Source organism: Gemmatimonas sp. (assembly GCF_027531815.1).
Classification (GTDB): Bacteria; Gemmatimonadota; Gemmatimonadetes; order Gemmatimonadales; family Gemmatimonadaceae; genus Gemmatimonas.
This window is the reverse complement of record NZ_JAPZSK010000010.1, coordinates 292,467-316,875: the sequence shown is the minus strand read 5'-3', so window position 1 is coordinate 316,875 and position 24,409 is coordinate 292,467. Positions and strand designations below refer to the sequence as shown.

21 protein-coding genes and 1 rRNA gene are annotated in these 24,409 nt (G+C 66.5%); 21 read left to right on the top strand and 1 reads right to left on the bottom strand.

Translation table 11 applies throughout. The features are described from left to right. Positions 1-18: 18 nt before the first annotated feature. The 3 genes from rrf to O9271_RS14050 all read left to right on the top strand — a co-directional run bounded on the left by rrf (position 19) and on the right by O9271_RS14050 (position 2,734). A 5S ribosomal RNA gene (gene rrf / locus O9271_RS14060) occupies positions 19-135 on the top strand. Positions 136-470: 335 nt separating this feature from the next. Further along, the gene (locus O9271_RS14055; RefSeq protein WP_298270878.1) at positions 471-1,271 is read left to right on the top strand and encodes a hypothetical protein; all 801 of its coding nucleotides are present in this window, start codon (positions 471-473) and stop codon (positions 1,269-1,271) included. 71 nt (positions 1,272-1,342) lie between these two features. Continuing rightward, positions 1,343-2,734: a hypothetical protein gene (locus tag O9271_RS14050; RefSeq protein WP_298270876.1), complete on the top strand. Its 1,392-nt coding sequence runs from the start codon at positions 1,343-1,345 to the stop codon at positions 2,732-2,734. A gap of 111 nt (positions 2,735-2,845) precedes the next feature. Here the strand turns inward: O9271_RS14050 and O9271_RS14045 are convergent, their stop codons facing one another. Further along, positions 2,846-4,396, bottom strand: coding sequence for a pyridoxal-dependent decarboxylase (locus O9271_RS14045; RefSeq protein ID WP_298270873.1), 1,551 nt, complete (start codon positions 4,394-4,396; stop codon positions 2,846-2,848). A 159-nt stretch (positions 4,397-4,555) separates the two neighbouring features. On the opposite strand from O9271_RS14045, the gene radC reads away from it, so the two are divergent. The 18 genes from radC to O9271_RS13955 all read left to right on the top strand — a co-directional run bounded on the left by radC (position 4,556) and on the right by O9271_RS13955 (position 24,381). Further along, the gene (gene radC / locus O9271_RS14040) at positions 4,556-5,269 is read left to right on the top strand and encodes a DNA repair protein RadC (protein WP_298270871.1); all 714 of its coding nucleotides are present in this window, start codon (positions 4,556-4,558) and stop codon (positions 5,267-5,269) included. Continuing rightward, entirely contained in the window at positions 5,266-7,443 is a 2,178-nt protein-coding gene (locus tag O9271_RS14035) for a bifunctional (p)ppGpp synthetase/guanosine-3',5'-bis(diphosphate) 3'-pyrophosphohydrolase (RefSeq protein ID WP_298270870.1), read from the top strand. The genes radC and O9271_RS14035 overlap by 4 nt, the downstream gene beginning before the upstream one ends. A gap of 476 nt (positions 7,444-7,919) precedes the next feature. Next, complete coding sequence (gene uvrB / locus O9271_RS14030; protein WP_343213920.1) at positions 7,920-10,019, top strand: excinuclease ABC subunit UvrB; 2,100 nt, start codon at positions 7,920-7,922, stop codon at positions 10,017-10,019. Then, positions 10,009-10,494, top strand: coding sequence for a tRNA (adenosine(37)-N6)-threonylcarbamoyltransferase complex ATPase subunit type 1 TsaE (tsaE, locus tag O9271_RS14025; protein WP_298270864.1), 486 nt, complete (start codon positions 10,009-10,011; stop codon positions 10,492-10,494). The genes uvrB and tsaE overlap by 11 nt, the downstream gene beginning before the upstream one ends. A gap of 358 nt (positions 10,495-10,852) precedes the next feature. Further along, complete coding sequence (locus O9271_RS14020) at positions 10,853-11,122, top strand: hypothetical protein (protein WP_298270862.1); 270 nt, start codon at positions 10,853-10,855, stop codon at positions 11,120-11,122. A gap of 61 nt (positions 11,123-11,183) precedes the next feature. Continuing rightward, a complete protein-coding gene (gene tsaB / locus O9271_RS14015; protein WP_298270860.1) occupies positions 11,184-11,888 on the top strand; it encodes a tRNA (adenosine(37)-N6)-threonylcarbamoyltransferase complex dimerization subunit type 1 TsaB in 705 nt (234 codons plus the stop codon). Between the two features lie 6 nt (positions 11,889-11,894). After that, the gene (rimI, locus tag O9271_RS14010; RefSeq protein WP_298270857.1) at positions 11,895-12,365 is read left to right on the top strand and encodes a ribosomal protein S18-alanine N-acetyltransferase; all 471 of its coding nucleotides are present in this window, start codon (positions 11,895-11,897) and stop codon (positions 12,363-12,365) included. 108 nt (positions 12,366-12,473) lie between these two features. Next, positions 12,474-12,983 (top strand): single-stranded DNA-binding protein, encoded by a 510-nt coding sequence (gene ssb, locus O9271_RS14005; protein ID WP_298270854.1) that lies wholly within the window; start codon positions 12,474-12,476, stop codon positions 12,981-12,983. 211 nt (positions 12,984-13,194) lie between these two features. Beyond that, positions 13,195-14,682 carry a LysM peptidoglycan-binding domain-containing protein gene (locus tag O9271_RS14000; protein WP_298270852.1) on the top strand — a complete coding sequence of 496 codons (1,488 nt, stop codon included), beginning with the start codon at positions 13,195-13,197 and terminating at the stop codon, positions 14,680-14,682. Positions 14,683-14,867: 185 nt separating this feature from the next. Then, positions 14,868-15,845 (top strand): NAD-dependent epimerase/dehydratase family protein, encoded by a 978-nt coding sequence (locus O9271_RS13995; RefSeq protein ID WP_298270848.1) that lies wholly within the window; start codon positions 14,868-14,870, stop codon positions 15,843-15,845. Beyond that, positions 15,842-16,594 (top strand): MotA/TolQ/ExbB proton channel family protein, encoded by a 753-nt coding sequence (locus O9271_RS13990; RefSeq protein ID WP_298270846.1) that lies wholly within the window; start codon positions 15,842-15,844, stop codon positions 16,592-16,594. Before O9271_RS13995 ends, O9271_RS13990 begins: the two co-directional genes overlap by 4 nt. A gap of 3 nt (positions 16,595-16,597) precedes the next feature. Beyond that, complete coding sequence (locus O9271_RS13985) at positions 16,598-17,011, top strand: biopolymer transporter ExbD (protein WP_291261830.1); 414 nt, start codon at positions 16,598-16,600, stop codon at positions 17,009-17,011. A gap of 74 nt (positions 17,012-17,085) precedes the next feature. Continuing rightward, positions 17,086-17,775, top strand: coding sequence for a TonB C-terminal domain-containing protein (locus O9271_RS13980; RefSeq protein ID WP_298270844.1), 690 nt, complete (start codon positions 17,086-17,088; stop codon positions 17,773-17,775). A gap of 118 nt (positions 17,776-17,893) precedes the next feature. Next, positions 17,894-19,132, top strand: coding sequence for a hypothetical protein (locus O9271_RS13975; protein ID WP_298270841.1), 1,239 nt, complete (start codon positions 17,894-17,896; stop codon positions 19,130-19,132). Between the two features lie 46 nt (positions 19,133-19,178). Beyond that, entirely contained in the window at positions 19,179-19,736 is a 558-nt protein-coding gene (locus O9271_RS13970) for an OmpA family protein (protein ID WP_298270838.1), read from the top strand. A 29-nt stretch (positions 19,737-19,765) separates the two neighbouring features. Next, entirely contained in the window at positions 19,766-20,617 is an 852-nt protein-coding gene (gene ybgF, locus O9271_RS13965; protein WP_298270836.1) for a tol-pal system protein YbgF, read from the top strand. Between the two features lie 30 nt (positions 20,618-20,647). After that, complete coding sequence (gene tatC / locus O9271_RS13960; RefSeq protein WP_298270834.1) at positions 20,648-21,412, top strand: twin-arginine translocase subunit TatC; 765 nt, start codon at positions 20,648-20,650, stop codon at positions 21,410-21,412. Beyond that, positions 21,409-24,381 (top strand): putative LPS assembly protein LptD, encoded by a 2,973-nt coding sequence (locus tag O9271_RS13955; RefSeq protein WP_298270832.1) that lies wholly within the window; start codon positions 21,409-21,411, stop codon positions 24,379-24,381. Before tatC ends, O9271_RS13955 begins: the two co-directional genes overlap by 4 nt. Positions 24,382-24,409: the final 28 nt, after the last annotated feature.

The window sequence follows — 24,409 nt, the reverse complement described above, 5'->3', positions numbered from 1 at the left end:
TCCTGAGTCCCCCCATTCGCTGGCGACTAGAGCGTCAGGGCCACACCCGTTCCCATCCCGAACACGGTCGTTAAGCCTGATAGCGCCGATGGTACTCCGGGCGAGAGCTCGCGGGAGAGTAGGCCGTCGCCGGCACCCTTTGCAGCCCCCGCTGCGTGGATCGCGTATCCATGCAGCGGGGGCTGCGTCTTTTCCATGAGCCGTTCATCAATCTGTAACCCACCCCGCAGTACCATTCGCCCGCAATGGCTGACAACCGGCTGACACGATCCCCTATCCTCGCCCTGTCGTGAACTGGGCCTCCGCCTGGCGCGGGTGAGCGAAGCGGGAGCAGACGACTGTCACCAACGAATTGGGGCTCTGCTCCGGCTGGAATCCTCCAGCCGGGCGAGCGTGGGGACCCGCGCCAGGTCGTGGACCGTTCAGGGCACGATACGGGTATGTTTACGGTGAATCCATCCGGAGAACTCATGTCGGAGAGCAGAACCGTTCGTGCTGCCACCGCCACCGCCACCGTGCTTGCGCTGGCACTCGCCGCGGTTGGCATGATCCACGCCGCACCCGTCGAGGCCCAGTCCCGCAGCGACTACATGCTCGGGCGCCCCAGGGCAACACTCACCCTCCGCGCCGGCGCTGCCCGCCCCAACGCGTCTGATGGGGTGTTCGCGTTCACCAGCGACCTGCTGGGACCGCGCGGTTCGCAGCGGCCTCTCAACGGCAATGATTACGTGGGCGTGAGTTTCGGGGGGGACATCGGCGTCCCCCTGACGCAGCGGCTCGAATTGCAGTTCTCTGCATCGACGGTGTCGCGGCGTGTGCAATCGGAGTACCGCAACTTCGTTGACAACCGCGATCTGCCCATTGAGCAGGCAACGCGTCTTCGGCGTACCCCGCTCAGTCTCGGGATGCGCTTCAATCTTGTCCCGGCGGGACGGAGCGTCAGTCGACTCGCGTGGGTGCCGACCAAGATTATCCCCTACCTGGCGGCCGGTGCGGGCGCGATGAACTACCGGTTCCGCCAAGAAGGAGATTTCGTGGATTTCCGGGCCGCCAACCTCGACGTGTTCGCGGCTAACCTCGAAGCCAAGGGGTGGGCGCCGCTCGCATACGGGGCCACGGGGGTCACCTGGGCCATGCTGCCGGCCGTCGCCATCAACACCGAGTTGCGCTACGACCATTCGCGAGCCCCTCTGCAGGGAGACTTCACCGGCTTCGATCGCACGGCATTGTCGGGGATCGGACTCACCTCCGGTCTGCAGTTCCGGTTTTGATGCGTACGTCGTTTCTGCCCACGCGCCGGCTGCAGCCGTCGCCTGAACGTTTCGCCAACGGAGACTCGCTCATGTTCCGCGCACCTCTCGCACGACGCCTTTTCGGGCCGATCGCGGCGGCGGCCCTGCTGGTTTCCGCCTCCGGCGCGCACGCGCAGACTGCCACTGCCTCGGTCGATGCGCGTTTCCAGCCGTGGCTGGGGTGCTGGCGGCCGCTCGACACCGGACTCGGTCTCGAGGAGCTCGACAGCGACAAGCAGCCGACCCGGGCCTGTGTGGCTCCCAGCATGACGGTCGCACGCTCGGTGGACATCGTTCTCTACCACCGCGATTCCGTCATGTCGCGTACGGCGTTGCCTCTCGCCGGTTCGGCGGTCCCGCGTCGCATCGAAGAGTGCGAAGGGACCGAGCGCGCCGAGTGGTCACCCGACAACGCCCGTCTGGTGCTCAAGGCGGAGCTCTCATGCGCCCGCGGTGTGAAGCGCGTGGAGACCGGCCTGATGACGATGAACGACGCCGGACAGTGGGTGCAGCTGCAGCATCTCGCCGTCGGCAAGAACGAAGCGACCTCCGTGGCCCGTTTCCGCTTTGACGGCGACGCCGATCAGGCCGCTGCCGGCGCTCTACGCTCCTCACGTGCCTTGCGAGTGGCCACCGGTGGTGCGATGGGTATCGACGAGGTGATCGCCACGGCCAGAATCGTTCCCGCCAGCCTCGCCGAGGCATGGCTTTCGGAGACCGGGCAGCGGTTTGCACTCGATGCGAAGTCGCTCATTCGATTGGCCGACGGTGGAGTGCCGCCGCGGGTCATCGATGTCATGGTAGCGCTGGCCAATCCCGATCGTTTCCAGATCGGCCCGGCCATGACGACCGCATCGGGGGCATCCCAGGGCCCCGGTATCGTGGCCATGCGGAACGGGCGCACCGGTGGCGGCGGCATGGGAGGCGTCGGGATGGGTTCGCGCTGCCAGATGATGGACGATCTCTGCTACGGTCCCGGAGGGCTCGGCGCTTGGGGCTTCGGCTATCGATTCGGGATGCTCGACCCGTGGGGCTTCGGGTACTTCAACCCCTATCGATACGGGGTAGGCCCCTGGGGCCTCAACGCCTTCTCGCCGTGGGGCGGGTGGGGTGGCGGTTGGGGCGGTGGCTGGGGGGGCTGGGGGGGCGGCTGGGGGCCGGGCGTTTTCTATGGCGGTGGCCCGGTCGTCATCGTCCCCAATGGCGGAGGTAGCGGTGACGCCGGTGGCCCGGTACGCGGGCGTGCTGTTCGTGGCGGTGGCTATACGCGCTCCACGCCGCAGTCCGGCGGCGGCTCAGGCATCTACTCGCCCCCCGCGTCCAGTGGTGGGGGCGGGGGCGGCGGCGGATCCATGGGCGGTATGGGCGGTGGTGGGGCCTCGTCCGGGTCCTCCGACGGTGGAGGGCGGACGGCCAAGCCGCGCGGATCCGGCGGTCTCTGAACCGCTTCCCGACTCGCTACGCCGAGGAGCAGTTCCAAGCGCAACGACTCTCACACAACGGGACGACCACGGTGGTCGTCCCGTTCTGCGTATCCGGCTTTCCCTGGCGATTCACGCCGGCGCGACCGACGCGCTGGCGATCTCTTGCCCCAGGGCCACAACCTGCTGCACCAGAAGGTCCATGTCGGCGTCGGTGGTGCGGTGATTCACATGGGCAACCCGTATTGCGAAGCGGCCATGGATGACCGTGCTCGACGGCATGGCAAGGCCGCGCTCCTGCAGGCGCGCCAGCAACTCTCGGTTGAGGGCATCGAGTTCCGCGTCGGTATACGCACCCGGAGCGCGCTGCGGCAGGAGCGGAACGTACCGGAAGCAGGCGATGTTGAGTGGCGCCGGCGCCAATCGCTCGAGCTCCGGATGCGCATCGATCGCCGCCACGAGGCGACGCAGTTGCTGCACGTTCTGAGCAATGATGTCTCCGAAGTGCTCGACGCCGTCGGCATGCAACTGCATCCAGATCTTGAGCGCTTTGAAGCCACGCGTGAGATCGAGTCCACGCTCGTTGAAGTACATCCCGCCTGCCGTGGGGCCGCGCTCACTCGGCACGAGATAGCTGGCACGGTGGCGAAACGCCTCATGATGCAGTTGCGAATCACGCACGAGCACACAGGCGCACTCGAACGGCATCGATCCCCACTTGTGCAGATCGAACGCAAGGGAATCGGCGCGATCCATGCCGACGACCTGATCACGGACGAGCGGGGAGAGTGCCGCGAGGGCGCCAAACGCTCCGTCGACATGAAACCACAGCTGGCGTCGGCGGCATAGGTCGGCGAGCGCGACGAGGTCGTCGGTGGCACCCGTATTCACCGTACCTGCCGTACCGATCACGCAAAACGGGATGAGGCCGTCCCGTTGGTCCGCCTCCAGCATGGCCTCCAGCAAGTCGAGGCGCATGCGGAAGTCGCTGTCCACCGACACAGTCCGAAAGGCCCGCGATCCCAGCCCCAGCCACTCGGCAGCCTTGAATGCCCACGCATGCGTTTCGGTCGATCCGTAGAACACCAGCGGCGCAACGGAGGGCTCCCCCGGCCACGACTGCACCCCATCTCGCCGAGCGTCACGCCCAAGGGAACGGGCCGCACCAATGCGGGCACACGCCAGCGCATGCACGTTCGCCATGGTCCCCCCCGTTACGAACAGCCCGCTCGCTCCCGGCATGCCGAACCAGTCGGCAAACCACGACACCACCTGACGCTCGACGAGTGCTGGGGCCTGGTTGAAGCCGCCGAGGTGTGGGTTCAGCCCGGCGGCGATCATGTCGGCCAGCATGGCCAGGGGCGTACCGTTACCTTGAACCCAGCCGAAGAAGCGCGGGTGCCAATTGCCAAGGCCGTAGGGCAGCACGCTGCGACGCACCCGCTCGTAGGCGGCCTCGGGACCGACGCCGTGGCGCGGCCCCGATTCCTCGAAGGTGGCGCGCACGACGTCCGGAAGCTCCTGCCAAACCGGTTGCTGCGGCAGCGCGCGCTGGGCTGCCAGCAGGTCGTCCAGCATGCGATGTCCCAGCCTCCGCAGCGATTCCCACTCGGCTTCGCTGGTGGGGTCGAAGGTTGCCCGTTTGGGGGGGCCGTGCGGCCCGTCGGCGGTGTACTGAGACATCGTGAATTCGAGTGGCTGACTGGGAGGCATACGGCAAGGTACGTGACGGCGCGCCTCGGCGTTCAAAGGAGCCGACGGTGGAGTTTGTGGTACGTGGATCACACGCGGCCACCGGTACTGTGTACGCTCGTGATCGCCATTCCCTTGCTCGGAGACCTCGTGCCCCTACCGACTAGCCAGCCCACCCAACCTCGCCTTAAGATCAAGGAGTTGCCGTCGACGGAGCGGCCGCGGGAGCGTATGCGGCTCCTTGGCGCTCAGGCGCTGAGTACCACCGAGTTGCTGGCCACGCTGCTCGGCTCGGGACATCGGGGGGGCTCGGCGCTGCAATGCGCGCAGCAACTGTTCACACAGTCCGGTGGGTCGCTCGGTCGCCTGGCGGCTGTTCCGTTTGCCGCCTTGACCCGAACGCGAGGTGTTGGGCTGGCGCGAGCGGCGGCGGTGCAGGCGGCGCTGGAACTTGGTCGCCGGATGGCAGGAGAGGCACGGGAGGCAGGACAACCGCTGCGCGGACCGCGTGATGTGGCGGCGGTATACGCGCCGCGATTGCAGGATGCGCCGGTCGAGGAGTTTCACGTGGCCATCCTTGACGCGCAGCATCGGTTGGAGCGGGACGTGATGGTCACACGAGGGCTGCTCAATTCCTCCTTGGTGCACCCCCGTGAGGTGTTCCGGGAGGCGATCGCCGAGCGGGCGGCGGCGGTCATCCTCGTGCACAACCATCCCAGTGGTGATCCGACGCCCAGCGCGGAGGATCGCGCGGTCACGGAGCAGTTGGTCGCCGCCGGGCGACTGCTGGACATCCCGGTGCACGACCATGTCATTGTGGGACGGGGTCGATACGTAAGCTTTGCGGAGGCTGGACTGTTGTGACGACGATCGCGCTGCACGAGATGATTCCGGGATTCGGGCCAGGCGTCAATGGCGCGTATGATCGGCTCGATCACGACCTGCTCGTGCGCGCATACCGTTACTCCGACGTGGCCCATGCTGGTCAGGTGCGGCATTCGGGCGAGCCGTACGTCTCGCACTGTGTTGAGGTGGCGCGCATTCTGGCCGACCTGCAGCTCGACACCACCACCGTGGCGTGCGGCCTGCTGCACGACATCGTGGAGGACACCGACATCACCGTCGAGAACGTGGCCCGGGAGTTCGGCCCGGAGATCGCCCAGATCGTTGATGGCCTCACGAAGATCGCGAACCTGCCGATGTCCTCGCGCGAGGAGCGGCAGGTGGAGAACTACCGCAAGCTGCTGCTGTCGATCGCCAAGGATGCACGCGTCATCCTGATCAAGCTGGCCGACCGGCTCCACAACATGCGCACGCTCGACTGGCTCGCGCCGGAGAAACGTCGACGCATTGCGCAGGAAACACGCGACCTCTATGCCCCGCTGGCCCATCGCTTTGGTATGGCGAAGGTACGCTGGGAGCTTGAGGACTTGGCGTTCAAGTATCTCGAGCCGGAAGCCTACAAGTCGCTGGCCAAAATGGTGGCGGCCAAGCGTGGGGAGCGCGAGGCGCTCATTGCGCAGATGAAGGAGCCCCTTGAGAAGCGCCTCACGGACGCGGGCATCGCCGACGTCGAGGTGACAGGCCGCCCCAAGCATCTGTGGTCCATCTACAAGAAGATGCAGCAGCGCGATCGTCCGTATGAGGACATCTACGACCTGCTCGCCATCCGCGTGATCGTTCCCAACGTCCTGGAGTGCTACCATGCGCTGGGCGTGATCCACGATGGATGGACGCCGGTGCAGGAGCGCATCAAGGACTACATTGCGCAGCCGAAGAGCAACGGGTACCAGTCGTTGCACACGACTGTCTTCGGCCCGGGACGCCAGCTTTTCGAGATCCAGATCCGCACGCGTGATATGCATCGCACGGCCGACTACGGCATTGCGGCGCATTGGCTGTACAAGGAGAGCGCCAAGAGCGCCGACGAGCTCGACAAGGCACTGGCCTGGTTTCGGCAGGTGCTCGAGCTGCAGATGGATGCCGAGACGCCAGGGGAGTTTCTCGAGTTCCTGAAGCTGGACCTGTACCAGGATGAAATCTTCCTGTTCACGCCCACCGGCGATGTAATTCAACTGCCCAAGGGGGCGACCCCGCTCGACTTCGCCTTTGCCGTCCACTCGCAGGTGGGGGCGCACTGTGCCGGGGCCAAGGTCAACGGTCGCATCGCGCCGCTGTCTCGCGAGCTCAAGAACTCCGAGACGGTCGAGATTCTCACCAATCCGAATGCGAAGCCCAGTCGCGATTGGCTCGCTCACGTGCGCACCGGCAAGGCGCGGCACAAGATCCGGCAGTTGCTGCGCCTCGAGGAGCGGTCGTCGGCGATGCGTTTGGGGCGGGAGATCCTCGAGCGTGAACTGCGTCGCCGTCGGTTGTCCAAGGCGGACGATGCGGAGCTGTATCCCATTGCCAAGCTGCTCAAGCTGAAGGACACGCCGCACCTGATTGCGAGCATTGGTGCCGGTGACGTGCATGTGCTGCAGGTGCTCAAGTTGCTCCACCCGCTGCTCGATACGAGTCCGCCGGAGCCGGCGAAGCCGAGCACGTTCGAGCGGATCGTCAACAAGGTGGTCGGCACCGGCAAGGGCATCCGCATTCAGGGGGCCGACGGGCTCCTGGTGCGGTATGCGCAATGCTGTCAGCCTGTTCCCGGTGATCGCGTGGTGGGCTACGTCACGCGTGGGCGAGGCGTGAGCATCCATCGCGGTGATTGTCCCAACCTGCTGCTCCTGGCGCACGAGCCTGAGCGACGCCTGGAAATCGACTGGCAGGAGATGGCCGGCGAGCGCTTCGTGGTTCGGCTGGCACTCGAGGGGAATGATCGCCGCGGGCTGTACGCCGATGTGGCGGCGGCCGTGAGCGCCACGGGCACCGACATCAAGAGCCTCGAGCTCAAGACCACGGACGGCAAGGTCACCGGCGCCGCCATGGTGGAAGTGGAGAACCTCGCGCACCTTGAACGCATCATCAAGGCGGCACGCCGTGTAAAGGGCATTGCCGTGGTCAGCCGGCGCGAGAAGATCACGGCCGACGAGTAAAGGGCACGGCCGTACGCTCCCTGCGGTGGCGTCGGGCCGCGAGCGCAGCGGTGGACTCTTGCGGGCTCGTCCTGTCCTTGGCGGCGAACGGCTCGAGCGTGGCGCTCATCGCGGCGATGACTTGCGTGCCTCGTCGCAGGACGGGGCGAGCGATCGCCCGCGCCATGAGGAGTCCGGCCATGAGCGCGCCCAGCGCCGTGAATGCTGAGAGCGTCCTCCTTCCGTTGCGCCGTGAACGTCGGAAATCGCGTGACCCACGGCTCTCCGCGGTCTCACGGCCGCGACAGGATATTGCTGGTCGCGACCGGCGTCGGCGTCGGCGAAACGCATGCCGAAATGCGCCAGTGGGGAGTGGGGCACGCATCACCGATGATGACAGGTGGGCGATTCGGGCCAGGAGCGTGAGCGGCGCATCGCAAGCGACCGCCAGGAATCGGTCCTACCGAATAGAAACCGACAGTGCTAGCTTTCGCATGATGGAATATCAATTCCGCCTGCAGTCGCCCTTCGATCCCGCCGGCGACCAGCCTCGCGCCATTGCCGAGTTGACCGCCGGGCTCCACCGCGGTGATCGTCACCAGACACTCCTCGGCGTCACCGGCTCCGGCAAGACGATGACGATCGCCAATGTGGTCGCGCAGTGGGGGCGCCCCACGCTGGTGCTGTCGCACAACAAGACGCTGGCGGCGCAGCTGTATGGCGAGTTGAAGTCGTTTTTCCCCACGAATGCGGTCGAGTACTTCATCTCCTACTACGACTACTACCAGCCGGAAGCGTACGTACCCTCGAGTGACACGTACATCGAGAAGGACGCGAGCATCAACGAGGATATCGATCGCCTGCGCCTGCGCGCCACGAGCTCCCTCATGGAGCGCGACGATGTCGTGATCGTGTCCACGGTGTCGGCCATTTACGGCCTCGGTGACCCGGTGTCGTACCGTGAACGCATGGTGTCCCTGTCACGGGGACAGCAGATCCCGCGCGACGAAATCCTGCGCGCCCTGGTTGGCATCCAGTATCTGCGCAACGACGTCGCCTTCGATCGCGGCACCTTCCGGGTGCGCGGCGATACCGTGGAGATCTACCCGGCATACGAGGAGCAGGCCGTGCGGCTCGAGTTGTGGGGCGACGAGATCGAGCGCATCAGCAAGATCGATCCGCTCACTGGTGAGACGATCGCCGCGCTCGACCGCATGGCCATCTATCCGGCGAAGCACTTCATCACCAATCGGCCGACGATCGAGCGCGCGTCGAGGGCCATTCGCGACGAGCTCGCGGAGCGACTCGCGGAGCTCCGGCTGCAGGGGAAGCTGCTCGAGGCCCAGCGGCTGGAACAGCGCACCAACTTCGACCTCGAAATGCTGGCGGAGATCGGCACCTGCGCCGGCATCGAGAATTACTCACGGCACATCAGTGGCCGCCTGGCGGGAGAACGTCCGGCGTGTCTGCTCGACTACTTCCCCGACGACTATCTCGTGGTGGTGGATGAGTCGCACGTGACGCTGCCCCAGGTGCGCGCCATGTACAACGGCGACCGTGCCCGAAAGCTGACGCTCGTCGACTACGGATTCCGGCTCCCGAGTGCGCTCGACAACCGGCCGCTGGTTTTCGAGGAGTTCATGCAATTGGTCCCGCGGCTCATCAGCGTATCGGCCACGCCGGGCGAACTCGAATTGCAGCTCTCCGAGGGGATCGTGGTGGAGCAGGTCATTCGGCCAACGGGGCTGCTCGATCCGATGCTCGAGGTGCGACCGGTGAAGGGACAGGTGGACGACCTGCTTCACGAGATTCGGCAGCGCGAGCGCCGGGGCGAGCGGGTACTGGTCACCACTCTCACCAAGCGCATGTCGGAGGATCTCACCGACTATTTGCAGCAGATGGGTGTTCGGGTGCGCTACATGCATTCCGACATCGACGCCATCGAGCGCATGGAAATTGTGCGCGGCTTGCGGCTTGGTGAATTCGATGTGCTCGTTGGCATCAATCTGCTGCGCGAGGGACTCGACATGCCCGAGGTATCGCTCGTCGCCATTCTCGATGCCGATCAGGAAGGGTTCCTGCGCAGCGATCGGTCGCTCATTCAGACCATCGGCCGGGCCGCGCGCAATCTGCACGGTATGGCCATCCTCTATGCCGACCGCATCACGGGGTCCATGCAGCGCGCCATGGACGAGACCGACCGTCGGCGTACGATGCAGCACGAGTACAATCTCGCGCACGGGATTGTTCCGAAGGGTGTGAGCAAGAGCGTCGACGAGGTCCGGTTCATAACGCGGGTGGCCGACGCGCGTGTCGAGCGTGAGGGTGAGCCCCCTGCGCCGAAGCGTCTGGCCAGCGAGCAGGTGGCACGGTCACGGGAGGAGCTGGAACAGCTGGTGACCGAGCTTGAAGTGGCCATGCGAGAAGCCGCCACGGCGCTGGACTTCGAGGCAGCGGCCCGACTCCGCGATCAGTTGTTCGAGGTGCGAACGGCGCTGGGGCAGGCACCGGCGCAGGCCCGCGGCAACGCCCCCGCGCCCAAGAGACCGCCAGGGAGTGCACCGGGGCGCCGTGCCGGGGGGAAGCGTGGCCGCTGAGACGGCAGCCACCGCGCTGTCACATCTGCTCACACGTGGCGCGCCGAGGGCGCCGGAGCGCGATTCCCTCGAAGCGTGGGGGCGTGCTGTGGGAGCGGCGCTGCCCGTACCGGCCGTGGTGACCCTTGAGGGCGACCTCGGTTCCGGCAAGACGACCCTCGCCCGCGCCATCTGTGCCGGCCTCGGCGTATCGGAGCTCGGGGCGGTGACCAGTCCCACATTTTCACTCGTGCAGCAGTACGACTCGCCTCGTGGACCGGTCGTCCACGTCGACTTGTATCGCCTGCGCCACGAGTCCGAACTCGAGGCACTCGGCTGGGACGAGCTGGTGGCGACAGCGCCGGTGTTGCTGGTGGAGTGGCCAGAACGCGCACGGCACACGTTGCCACCGGAGACCATCCACATCACGCTGGCCCACGACCCGGCCCACGCGGGTCGGCGCGTGCTCCGGGTGGCGCCGCAACGCTCGCGCTGACTCGTCCGACGCACGGCAACGGCTGGCCGTGAACGCCTGCGATGACGGCACGGCTCGGTACAACAGCCAGTAACGATCGGGGCCGATACTCCGGAATCGTACGCCCTCCCAAACGGAGGGGCAGCGGCTGGGGCACACGCTGCGCAGTACCGTAGTGCGGTTCAGGTACTCAAGCGCGATGTGCGCTTGGTCGACTGGCACGACCGGTGGCAACTGGCGGCGCGGACGGCGCGCTGCTGCGGCGCTGGCCATGGCTTGCCAGCGCATTTCGCCACTTTGCTGCCGACGCCGCTTGCCATCACGAGCGACTGGACGGTCAGGGCTACCTCTGGCGGATGCCGGGGAACGCCTGTCGTTCATGGCACGTGTGCGGGCGGTTGCCGACTTCGATGAGGCGCTCACCGCCGAGCGGCCGTACCGGGCAGGGCTGCCTGTGGCCACGGTGGTCGACACCATGGCGCGCGATCGCGGCACGGCCTTCGACGGCAACCTGTTCGACGCCGCCGTCGCGTTGGCGGAGGATGGCACCTTTGCCACGTTGGCGCAGCTGTCGGATGACGGGTGTGAGCAGTTGCCGACCGTCGTGATTGGGGCGCCGATCGCGCGCGGGGCTTCCCGCGTGGCCTGAAGGTGCTGGCGTATCGCGGGGCGGGGTGTGATCGACGGCGATGCCGCGGTAAACTCCCTGTGTGGACGCCCTTTCCGATTCCGCCCTGACACTCGTCCTTGACGCTTCGACCACCAGTGGCACGGTGGCGCTGTTTGCCGGTAGCCGTGTGCTGGGCGCCCACAGCGTGGCCATGGGGGCGGGGAAGGAGGATTCGCTTTTCCCCGCGCTGCAACAACTGCTGGCGCGGTCAGGCATGCGCCCGCGCGACTTGGGGGCGATCGTCTGCGGAGAGGGGCCGGGCGGCTTCACCTCCCTGCGTATCGCCGCCGCACTGGCCAAGGGGCTGGCCCATGGTGCCGGGTGCCCCCTGTATGCCGTACCCTCGCTGCTTTTGGCCGCTGCGTCGTTGTCGGACGTACCAGTCGGCGACTACGTCGTTCACGCCGAGGCTCTCCGTGGAGAGCGGTACGTGCTGCCTGTCCGGCGAGACGACGGCGGGTTCTGGCGCCCGGCGGGGGCCGCCGGCCGGATGGCGGCGGAGAAGCTGCAGCTGGCGGTGTCCCCGTGGCAGCGGCTGGCGGTGCTGTCGTCGCCGTTTGACGAGGATCTCGCTCTCTGCATGCCGGTTGCCGAGTGCCTGGCCTCGGCCCGTGGGGAGTGGCGGGATCGCCCGATCGAGCTGAATGGGTGGGAGCCCCTGTATGGACGCCTCGCCGAAGCGCAGGTGAAGTGGGAGGAGCGTTACGGCATCAGTTTGCCGAATGCGCCTGTCGTGCGGAGCTGACGGCTGATGACGCGCCTCCCGGTCACCATTCGGGATATGCATCTCGGCGACGTCGAGGGGGTAGCAAAGATCGAAGCCGAAGCGTTTGCCGACGCGTGGGCGCCGTCGGCTTTCCGCGACCTGCTATCGCGCGGGTACGCCCGCCTGCGGGTGGCGTGTGAGGGGTCTGGGGCGATCGCCGGTTACTGTGTGCTGTTGCGAGCGGCCGACGAGGGCGAGATTGCCAACATCTGCACCGCGTTGGTACATCGCGGGCGCGGTATCGGTGCACAGCTGCTCGACGATGCCCTGCAGTTTGCCGACCACGCCGACCTGGCCTCCGTGTATCTCGAGGTGCGCACATCCAACAGTCCGGCGCGGGACCTGTACGGCAGCCGCGGTTTCGCGCTGGTGGGACGGCGACGCCACTACTATCAGCACCCGACGGAGGATGCCTTGGTGTTGCGACGGGTTCGTCCTGTCGGATCCCCCGCGTAGGATTGATGGTCCCGGCGTTTTGCCGGTTAACGCGTCCTGCCGAGTGTGCCGTATGTTCCCATCGTTCGATGCATCATCGGCGTTCAATTTCGATTCTGAGGAGGCAACGTGAGCCGCAGCCTGAACAAGGCCATTCTCATTGGCAACGTCGGGGGAGATCCCGAAGTCCGTACCGTCGGGACCGGCGGCCGAGTCGCGACGTTCTCACTGGCGACGGGCCGCCAGTGGACGGATCAGAGTGGCAACAAGCAGGAAAAGACGGAGTGGCATCGCTGCGTCGTATGGAACAGCGGGCGCGGGACCGGCCTCGCGGATGTCGTCGAGAAGTACGTGCGCAAGGGCGAAAAGATCTACGTCGAGGGAGAGATCGAGTACCGCCAGTGGACGGACAAGGAGGGGCAGACCAAGTACACCACTGAGATCAAGGTCAAGGAACTCATGCTGCTTGGTGGTCGCGCTGGCGGTATGGGCGGTGGAGATGACATGGACGCGGCGCCGCGCCGTGCGGCCCCATCATCACCCGCTGCCCCGCGCAAGGCTGCGACCCCGGCGGGTGCCGACGATTTCAATGATTTCCCTGGCGCCCTCAACGACGAAGACGACGACCTGCCGTTCTGACGCTGGGTGAGGGGCGGGACCCTGGCGGCGCTGGCGTCGCCAGGGGAATGCCCGCGGTGTGACAGGAAGCGCCGAGACCGATATGCTGTCGTCGTTACCGTGGGCGCGGGCAGGCGTCTCTCGTACGGGTACACCGTGCGCGGCTTCGGCGCGGCTCCTTTGGCGTCCGCCCCTTCGGATGCCCTGACCCTTCCCCTGTCGAGGTTCGCTGATGCGCGCTGCCAATCGGGCGCACGCCTCCACCGCCGTCACGGACAGCCCTGCGAGAGCCGTGCTGTCCCGTCTTCTCATTGCGGCTCTGGCCACGCTGGCCCTGCTGCTCGTCTGGCGCCCCGCCATGCTGCACGCGCAGAGCACGCCGTCGGCAGCATCCGAGGCGTCCACGCGGGTGCATGTGGTGAAGCGGGGCGAAACCCTATGGGGGCTCGCCGCGCGCTACCATGGCGACGGTCACCAGTGGCAGTCGTTGGCCCGCTCGAATGGACTGTCTGTGGCAGCCGAACCGCCGCTCCGCGTGGGAATGCGGTTGAAGGTTCCGGCGCGTCCTGCGGTCCGTGGGCCGAAGGCCGGCGAGGTCGCGGCGGCCCCTGCTGACAGTACAGTGCCCAGGGCCGCCCTTGCCAAGGCCGGCGAAGGTACGCTGCCGCCTGTTCCCGAGGCCACGCCGGCCAAGTCGCCCGCGGGTTCCCTTGCCGCGCAGACAGCGGGGAAGGGGAATGCCGGGCGCACTGGCGCGCGCGCGGCATCGGCGGCACCGGTGGCACCTGCTGCGCCGACTCCTGCGCCGAGCGCGACGACCGCCAAGGTGGCGGCGACCGCCGACACCGGGCGCGCCGGTCTCAGCCCGAGTGTGGGCACGCTGGTGGGCGAGCGCGGCGCGCGTCGAGTCGGGCTGGTCGATCAGGAAGTTGCCATGGCGTCGCGCAAGGCGAATGAGATCGCGACCGTCTTCCATCGAGATCTTCCGGATGCCGCCGAGGCGGAGCGGCGTACGCGGGCGGTCCTGCGGCCGAACACACCGGCGCCGCGCGTTGCCGAATTTCAGTCGGCGCCGTTCGTGATGGCCGAGGCGGTGCTTGCCAAGGCGGGCCGTTTGGCCGGACGCGTCGGATCGTCGCAGTCCACCGGCGATGCGTATCCCCAGCGGGCCATCATGACCGATCAGGTCGAGCTGCAAGCCCCGGCGCTGCAGAACTACAAGGTGGGCGACCGTCTCATCGCCTTTGGCCCCCCCTCGCTGCTGGTGCGTGGGCAGTTGCTGGTGCAACCGACTGGCGTGCTCGAGGTGGTGAAGGCCGAGGCAGGGAAGCCTGCGCTGGCGATGGTGCGACGGCAGTCCGGGCGCATTGAAGAGGGGCAGCACCTGCTGCCTGCTCCCGAAGGCAGTGCGCCGTGGGTGAAGGCCACACGTCTGGACACCCCGGATGTGTCGGCCACCATTGCCTGGCTCGACCCCCACGAGGGACAGCCGACCCTGCAGAGCTTCATGCTGCTCTCGGCCGGGAGTGCCGGCGGCCTGATGGCTGGCGATGAACTGGCGATCTACCGCCGGATTGCGCAGGGCACGACCGAAGCGCTCGCTGCGACGGTGCGTGTGGTACGGGCCGATCGTGATCATGCCACGGCCATCATCACCCAGCAGTATCAGACCGACATTGCGGTCGGCATGACGGCGCGTCGCTACGCAAAAGCGCCCTGAGCAAATCCGGCGACGCCCGTCACCAACGGTTGTTGCCGGCATAGCGGCTGCGCACGAGTGGAAAGATCACATCGTGCGGCGTCTCGAGAATATCCACACGCGCCGGGTGCCCCGTGGCCCCCGGCGCGTGTTTACATTGACGGGAACCACGACAACATCACTCCGACGGCGAGGCAGCGAGCGGCATGGCGAAATCAGTCCTGGTGACGGGAGGTGCCGGGTTCATCGGCTCACACGTGGCAGATCGCTTCGTGGCAGAAGGCTGGACCGTCACCATTCTCGACGACTTGTCCAGTGGTCGCGAAGAGAACCTCCCGGCATCCGCTCGGTTCGTGCGTGGGTGCATTACGTCGGCGGAGGCGTCGGCGCTGGTCCATGATGGAAGCTTCGACGTGATCTGTCATCTGGCGGCGCAGATCGACGTGCGACGCAGCGTCAATGATCCGGTGTATGATGCGACGCGCAACGTGCTCGGTACGCTCAACATCATGGAGGCGGTGCGCGCCAGCGGTTATCCGACACGCACGGTGTTCTCGTCCACGGGCGGTGCGCTGTATGGCGATTTCGATCCCCCGCCAAGCACGGAAGCGTTCGCCAAGGATCCGGAAGCGCCGTACGGCATCGCGAAGCTGGCGGTCGAGTATTACCTGGCGTACTACGGCCGCGTCCACGGCCTCGAGACGGTCGCCTTGCGCTACGGGAACGTCTATGGGCCACGGCAGGATCCGCACGGCGAGGCCGGGGTTGTGGCGATCTTCTGTAATCGGCTGCTCGATGGCCGCCCGCTCACGGTGTTTGGCGACGGTGAACAGACGCGGGATTACGTGTACGCCGGCGATGTGGCGCGCGCCAATTTTCTGGCGGCCACGCGCGAGCTGCCGCCCAAGGGGCGCCTTGACGCGCGCGCCTTCAACATCGGCACCAGTCTCGAGACGACGGTCAACGCGCTCGCCGAGACACTGCGCACGGTGTCCGGGGCAACTGCGCCCATTGAGTATGCGCCCGCCCGCCCGGGCGAGTTGGCCCGGTCGGCGCTGCAGACGGACAAGGCGCGTGCCGTGCTTGGCTGGGCGCCGGAGGTGTCTCTGGCTGACGGACTCGCCAACACCTATCGGTTTTTCGCCGATCGTCGCGCGCGGCTGGCCGCTGAGGCCACGGCGTGACGGGGGTCGGGGCGTTGTCCGGTGCCCTGCTGCTCCTGCAGCTGTCCACGCAGGGCGGCGCTGCCGCGCCACGTTCGTTTGTGCAGCTGATTCTCACCAGCGACCCGGTGACCAAGGCGGTCCTCGGGTTGCTGGCGGTGCTGTCGTTGCTGTCGTGGGCCATCATGTTCGCGAAGTGGCGCACGTTCAGCAGTGCCGAGTCGGGGGGCAACGCCTTCGTGCGCGAGTTCGAACGGGCGCGGGGCATCGACGAGGCCATGATGCTGGCGCAGCGGTCGAAGCCCAGTCCGTTCACGGCGGTCTTCGCTCGGGCCGTGCAGTTCCTCAACGATACCAAGCCGGCCTTGGGAGCCACTTCCGACCGCACGGCGAGGCTCTCCGGGTCGCAGGTCGAGGCGCTCCGTCTGCTGCTCGATTCACAGACCGGGCGCGAGCGGGAAGCGCTGGGGCGGTTCGTTCCGTGGCTGGCGACGGTAGGTAGCGTGAGTCCGCTCATCGGACTGTTCGGCACCGTGTTGGGTGTGATCGAGGCATTTGAGGGAATCGCCACGAAGGGATCGGGGAACATCGGGGCGGTGGCTCCGGGAATTGCCACGGCCCTCATCGCCACGGCAGCGGCGCTCGCCGTGGCCATTCCCGCGGCTTTCGCCTACAACGTGTTTGCGGCACGCCTCAATCGCCTCGACAATGAGCTTGAGGGTTTCGGGTCCGAGCTCATCGCCCTGATGGTTCGCGAAGGGCGGATCTGACGCATGCGCCGCGGCCGTCGTGGTGAACGTCTCGGGGTGAACGCCGAAATCAACGTCGTTTCTCTCATCGACGTGATGATGCTGCTGATGATCATTTTCATGATCACAGCCCCGATGATGCAGGGGGGGGTGGACATTGCCCTGCCCACGGCGGAGGTCAAGCCGCTCGAGCCGAAGAACGGCCTGGTGGTCACCGTGGATCGCCGCGGTCAGATTTTTGTCGATGACACCAAGCTCACCTTCGAGGAGTTCGCCGGCAGCATCAAGGCGCTCTCTGATCGCAAGGGCGCGGGGGGCGTCTTCGTGCGTGCGGACGCCGGCGTGGACTACGGCACGGTCATCCGCGTGGTGGCCGCCATGAAGGCGCGTGGCATCACCGAGGTCGGGCTGGTCGCCGAGCCCGACGAGCCGCGCTGAGCATGGCGACGGTGGCGGCGGCTCGCGCACCGCGGGCAGGGCGGGGGGCCCTGGGGACCGGCCTCGTGGTCTCCATGGCCGTCCATGGCGCACTCGTGGCCTTCCTGCTGTGGGCAGGGACGCGGCCGGCGGAATCCCGCCCGCCGGTTTATCGGGTCGAGTTGGTCGGGCAGGCCGGCCCCCGTCAGGCGGGTGTCGAGACGCCGACCACGGAGGCCACGGCGTCGCAGCAGGACGTTGCCGGGGCGGAGCGTGTCGAAGAGGAGAAGACGATCCCTGCGCCGACCAAGGCGAAGAAGGTCTTGCCGTCTCCCAAGGCCACGCCCTCCACCGATCGGACCAAGAAAGGGGGAGCCCGCAACGCACCGTCGCCCACGGCAACCAAGAGCAACGCGGCGCCCAGGTCTGGCGCCGGTGCCACCGGCACGCGCGGGGCGGACGTGGCGAATGTGCGCACGGATGGGATCGCGTTCCCGTATCCCGGGTACCTGTCCAACATCGTGCGTCAGATAGCTCTCAACTGGTCGCCACGGCGCGTGTCGGCGGCGCTGGTCACGGAGCTCAAGTTCATGATACGCCGCGACGGCACCGTGGTTGGCATCGAGGTGGTCAAGCGCTCCGGTGACCGGCTATACGACCTCGATGCCATGGGAGCCATCGAGGCGGTCGGGAGTACCCGGAGCTTCGGTGCGCTCCCGGCCGGATGGGCCGACGATGTGCTGGTGGTCTATTTCACTTTCGATTACGCGCTGCGTCCGCAGTGACGTGCCAGGTCCGATGACTCCGTTTTCCCCGCTTCTGCCGATGGTGTCTGCGCGCTCTCGCGTTCCTCGTGTTTTCCGGGGGGCGCTGGTAGGTGCCGCGGTCGCCCTCGGTGTCCTGGTGTCAGCGCCGGTCCCCGTGCTCCTGGCACAGCCAACCAAGGGCGTCAGTCTGGGGTTGCAGTACCGTCCGGGAGAGAAGAGCGCCCTGATCGTGCTTCCGGTTCGCGGTGCCAACGGGGATTCGCTGACCACCATCCTGAGCCGCGATTTCGATTTCAGCGACCGCTTCACCGTGGTGAGCGCGTCTGCGTCGCCTGCCGTGACGGGGGCGATCAACTGGGCGCTGTTTGCCAAGCTGGGCGTCGATGGCATCGTGCAGGTCTCGGTGCTGCCGAGCGGCTGGGTCCGGGTGATCCTGCACGATGTGGGGCTCAAGAGCGTGCGCAATCAGAAGGACTTCCCGCTTCCCGCCGGTGCGCTCTCCCCCGCTTGGCGGCTGGCGGTGCACGGCGTGGCAGACGCCGTGGAAGAGTGGATCACGGGCCAGCGTGGCATTGCGCAGACCCGCATTGCGTTTACCCGCGCCGGCCGGGTGTGGACAGTTGACAGCGACGGAGCAAATGTGATCCCGGTGACGGCGAGCGGGATGTCACCGCAGTGGCTGCCGAGTGGGCGCGGCATTGTGTACACGGTGCTCGACGGGGTGCGGAATCCGGTGATGTTCACCGATCTCGCCACTGGCGCCCAGCGCGTACTGGCCAGTGCTCCCGGGGTCGAGCACACCACGCCGGCTATCTCCCCCGATGGGCGGACGCTGCTCTACGCGCGTGGCTCCGACTCCGGTACCGACCTCTTCGCCCAGCCGTTCGACGGCGGGGCGCCACGGCGCGTGACGGTGGGGCGCGGGCGCGCCAGCGCGCAGCCCACGTTCAGCCCCGACGGTCAGCGCGTGGCGTTCATGTCCGATCGCTCCGGGCATCCGGAGGTTTATATTAGCGATCTGGATGGTACGAACGTGGAACTGCTTACGGCGGCGGCGTTCGGCGATCGCGACTATCGCGCGGGACCGGATTGGTCTCCGGATGGTCGGTTGGTCGCGTTTCAGTCCCGCAACGGTGGCACCTTTCAAATCATGACCATCAATCTGCGCGATCAGTCGGTACGGCAGGTGACCAACGATGGCCGCAACGACGACCCGTCGTGGGCACCGGACTCGCGGCACGTCGTGCTCACCTCAAACCGTAGCGGCACGCGTCAGTTGTGGGTAGTCGACATCGAGACCGGGCGGGCGCGCCAGCTCACGCGCGGTCCGGAAACCCGTCTTGCCGCGTGGTCCCCGCGCCTGCAGGCCCAGTAAGCGCCTGCGGGCATACACCCCTCCCTCCAATCCGGAGCCTTTCGACATGATGCGTTCCTCTCGTCTGCTGCTGGTCATGATGTCCTCGTCGCTGATGCTTGGCGCCTGCAAGAAGAAGACGGTGGCCCCGGCCCCGACGCCGGCTCCCACGCCGACGGAGCGGGCGCCCGAGCGCACCACCCCTCGTGCGGCTCCGGTCGACACCATGGCGGCGTACAACGAGAAGGTGGCGGCGGCGCGCATGCGTCTCCTCGAGACCATCTTCTTCGAATACGACGCCGACGAGCTGCGTGACGATGCCCGCGAGGCCCTCGATGCGAAGATCGCGATCCTGAACGTGAATCCGGGGCTGCGCATCCGCATCGCCGGACATTGCGACGAGCGCGGCAGTGACGAGTACAACATCGCGCTCGGCCGTCGCCGCTCCGAGGCGGCCAAGCGCTATCTCACCGATCGCGGGATCGACGCGTCGCGCATCGAAACGTCGTCGTTCGGTCGCGAGCGTCCGGCGGTGCCGGGAACGACCGAAGACGCGTGGTCCAAGAATCGTCGCGACGAGTTCGAGATCACGGCCGGTGGCGAGACCCTGAAGCCGGCCAGCTGAGTCCCGTGGCCACATTCGAAGGCAACGACATGATTCCGATGCTTGTCCACCGGGTGTGGCGGCTGGTTCCCCTCGTGGCGCTCGTCGCCACGGGGGGCTGTTTCGCAACGCGCGGTGACGTGCGCATCCTGCAGGGTGACATCACCGCCATGCGCACGGAGCTGCTCCGGAATCAGGCGGACCAAAGGGAGGCGCTGCTGCAAACGCAGCGGCTCATTCAGGTCGCCGGCGATTCGCTGGCGCGGGTCAGCGCGCGCACCGTGGCCATTCAGGGGGACGTGCGCGGCGAAATGCGCGCCGTGCGGGAGCAGTTGCTGCAGGTGCAGACATTGCTCGGCCAGAGCCAGGCGACCATTGCGCGGCTGCGCTCGGAGATGGAAGCGCGCAACGCGATGCTCCCGCCGCCGGCGGCGCTCACCGACCCGGCGGGGAGCCCCACGCGACCCGCTGGCACGCGGCCACCCGCTGCGGCGCCCACGCAGCCCGACACATCGGCCAACGTGCTCGCGGGCCCCAATCAGCTGTACACGACGGGGCGCGATCAGCTGCTGCGCGGCGCCACGGCTACGGCGCGCATGACCTTCCAGGAGCTCATCACCAACTATCCCCAGTCCGACTACGCGGCGGACGCGCAGTTCTGGATTGCGGAGTCCCTCGCGAAGGAAGCGAACGTGGCTGCCGCGGACGCCGCCTACGCGGCCGTCGTGAGCGCGTATCCCACGTCGGCGAAGGCACCCACGGCCCTCTACAAGCGCGCCCAGCTCATCCTCAAGCAGGGCAACACGGCACAGGCGCGGCAGCTGTTCGAGCAGGTCGTGGCGCGGTTCCCGCGCAGCGATGAGGCCGAACTGGCAGCGGAAACGCTGAAGACGCTGCGCTGATCGACCAGCACCCCAGGTAACGAGTCACCCATGTCGGGCAGCAATCCCGCGGAAATGCCGTTCCTCGAGCACCTCGAGGAGTTGCGCTGGCGCCTCTTCAAGATCGCGCTCGCGCTGGCCATCGGCATTGGGGTGTCGTTTGCCCTGATCTTCAGCAAGCAGATCGATGTGGTCGCCATCCTCTCCGAGCCGATTCGACCGTACATCACCGGCAAGCTGATCGTCACGCACCCCGGCGATCTCTTCGATATCGCCATGGATGCGGCGATCACCCTGGGACTCATCGCCGCATCACCGGTGATCGTGTGGCAGATCTGGGGCTTTCTGTCCCCGGCGCTGTACACACACGAGAAGAAGGTGGTCATCCCCTCGCTGGTCGGGGCGGCGCTGCTGTTCCTCATGGGCATGACCCTCGCGTTCAAGTACGTCATCCCGGTCACGCTCCAGTTCTTCGCGTCGTTCCAAAGCGGCGTCGTGGAGATCATGCCAACGGTCAAGGACTACATGGGGTTCGTCATTTCCATGTGCCTGGCGTTCGGTGCCGTCTTCGAATTGCCGGTGGTGATTGCGCTGCTGTCCGCCCTCGGCATCGTGCAGCCGCAGTACCTCTCGAAGTTCCGGCGGCATGCGGCCGTGGGCTGCCTCATCGCGGCGGCGATCATTACCCCAGGCAGTGATCCCACCTCGCTCCTGCTGTTGACGATCCCGCTGTACGGCCTGTACGAGGTGTCGATCAGTGTGTCGCGCCTCATTGCGCGGCGCCGAGAACGCAGCCTGGCTGCTGAGGTCGCGTGACCCTGCGAAACACCGCGTGCGGCTGGTGGCGCACCGGGTTGGCGCTGCTGGTGTGGTGGAGTGTGGCCGGAGCAGGCGTGGCGCAGGCTCAGGGGCAGCGCCCCACCCGGCCCACCCAGCCCCCGGCCGGTCTGTCGCGCGGACAGCCGGGGCAGGACAGCACCCGGGAATTGTCCAAGGACAAGTTGAAGTACGAGTGGCAGGCACCGGATTCCGCCATGCGTGCCCTGCTCGACAAGGAAGGCTATTCCAAGGTGCAGTATCAGGGGGACACGGTGAAGTTCAACGCCGGAACCCGCCTGCTGACTCTCAAGGGCAAGCCGTCGGCGGTGCAGCGTGACGAAACCATGCTCATCGGCGATTCCATTCAGTACAACGACTCCACCAAGAAGGTCGTCGCCACGGGGGACACCGTGTTGCTGCGCGACCCGCAGGCGCAGGATGCCGATGACTTCATCGCCAATGGGGTCATCGAGTACGACCTGGAGACCCGGCAGGGAACGACGGGAGCATTCTCCACCTCGGTCGTGAGCGGGCAGCGCCTTTTTCTGACTGCCAAGCGCAGCACGATCCTGTCGGACACGCTGGTCAGCGGCCGCCATATCGTCTTCGCGAAGAACGGGTCGTTCACCTACTGTGACCACGCCGAGCCGCATTTCCACTTCACGACCCGGGACATGAAGTTCGTCTCGCAGAATGTCATGGTGGCGCGTCCCGGGGTGCTCTACATCGGCGAGGTGCCGGTGTTCTGGATTCCGTTCTTTTTTCAGGATGTGCGCAGCGGACGACGCAGCGGCATGCTCACCCCCAATTTCGGCTTCGCGGAGCTGTTCCGGAACAGTCCCAACTACCGGCGCAGTGTGCAGAACATCGGCTACTTCTTCGCGCTGAACGATTACATGAACGCCGAGCTGTCGATGGATTGGCGTTCGGGTGCACGCAGTTCGGATGTGGACCCGGGCTTCCTGCGCAGCAACGCGGACATGCGCTATCGCTGGGTGGATCGGTTCATCACGGGTGAGTTCGCCGTGTCGTACATGGCGTTGCGCAATGGCACCACCAATGCATCGTGGACGTGGAACCACAACCAGGACTTCTCGAAGTCCACCAAGCTCACGGCGCGGCTCAACTGGGTGCAGAACACCCAGATTCAGCGAAATACCACCGTGAACCCCATGGCGGCCAACGCCACGATCCGCTCCCAACTCAACTATCAGACGAAGATCGGGCCGGCGTCAATCAATGTCGGCGGATCCCGGGTGCAGTATCCGGGGCGTCCGCAGGTGGACATGGATTTCCCGCAGCTCAACGTGACCGCCGGAACACTCGAAGCCGGTCCGGTCGCCTGGACCCCGTCACTGCGACTGGCCGTCTCGGGGTCCAGCCGCATCGACCAGGGCATTCAGTTCCCCTTCGTGTACAACCCGCTTCCCGGCGGCGGCGTCGACAGTTCGCGCTTCAACGCCAGTCGTCGCAACATGCAGTTCGCCTTCGAAACCCCCATCAAGCTGTGGGACTTCCAGTGGCAGAACTCGTTCTCTGTAACCGAACAGTTTCGCGACTACCCCGAGCAGCGTGAGATCGTGGGGGTACGCGACACGTCGCTCCGTTCCATTCGCGTGTTCGCGCGCACCTTCGAGACGAACGTGGATTGGACGACCTCCTTCAATTTGCCGCGGTTCTTCCAGGGCACATGGAACGTGTCCCCGTCCATCAACGTGCAGAACGTGGATCAGGGGGGGCTGTTCGTGCGTACGGAGCGCAGCGGTGGACGCTGGGTGTCGCAGTCCAAGCGGCTCAGCTACGCCCTCTCAGCGTCGCCGACGCTGTACGCCATGCTGCCCGGGCTGGGGCCCATTGCGCGGCTCCGGCATTCGATCAATCCGTCGATCAGCTACAGCTACTCCCCAACGGCCTCGGTGAGCGACGAGTATCTCGCCGCCATCGGCCGGTCGCGCGTGGGCTACCTGGGCGCGCTCATGCAGAACCGCGTGTCGCTCAACCTGGCCACCAACCTCGAGGCCAAGCTGCGCACGCCGGTCGATTCCGAACCCGACCAGGGGCGGAAGATCAAGCTCCTGTCCGTCAACTTCTCGCCGCTCAGCTGGGACTTCGCGCGCGCCGACAGCACCGGCAACGGGTTCACCGAGCGCACCTTTGCCATCAGCGCTCGAACCGACCTGCTGCCCGGGCTCGACTTCCGCACCAGCTACGATCTCTTTCAGGGTGATCCGCTCTCCGACACCGCGACGTTCAGCCCATACCGCACGGAGACGGGCATTACCTTCTCGATGAACGGGAAGAGTGCGGTCTTCGGCTTCATTGCGCGGTTGTTCGGGCGCGCTGCCGATCTCTCCGACTCCGCATCGATCCGCCCGGCCCAGGCGGCGGCCCAGCAGAACGTTGCCCGACAGACTCGTCAGATGAATGCGGCGGGCGGCGGCGCCATGCGGGGCATGCAGATGTCACTGCCGGAGTCGGGTCAGGGGTGGAACCTCAGTCTGCAGTACAACGCGGCGCGGCAGCGTGCCCCGCGAGGCAACGGCCTCATCATCGAGGCGGATCCCGCCAAGCTGTGCGAGGCGTTCCGTGCGCAGGGCATCGCGGCCTACGAACGCTGCTTCCTCAACGCGCAAACCAGTCCGCCCACTGGCCTCGGAACGGGGCAGAGTGCCATCGGGGCACCGTTCGTTCGCCAGCCGCCCGTGCAGGGGGTGAATGCCAACATGTCCTTCGGCATTACCCGCAACTGGTCGGCGCAGTGGAGCACGCAGTACGATGTGGAGCGCGCACGGTTTGCGAGCCAGCAGATCGGCTTGCAGCGGCAGTTGCACGATTGGAACGCGGTATTCACGTTCTCGCAGACCCCCAGTGGAAACTTCGCCTTCAACTTCTTCATCGCGTTGAAGGCCCAACCCGACCTCAAGTTCAACTACGACCGTCAGACGTTCCGGTCGAGCAACTTCTGAGGTGCAGTTCCGCCCGTCGCGGGCGAAG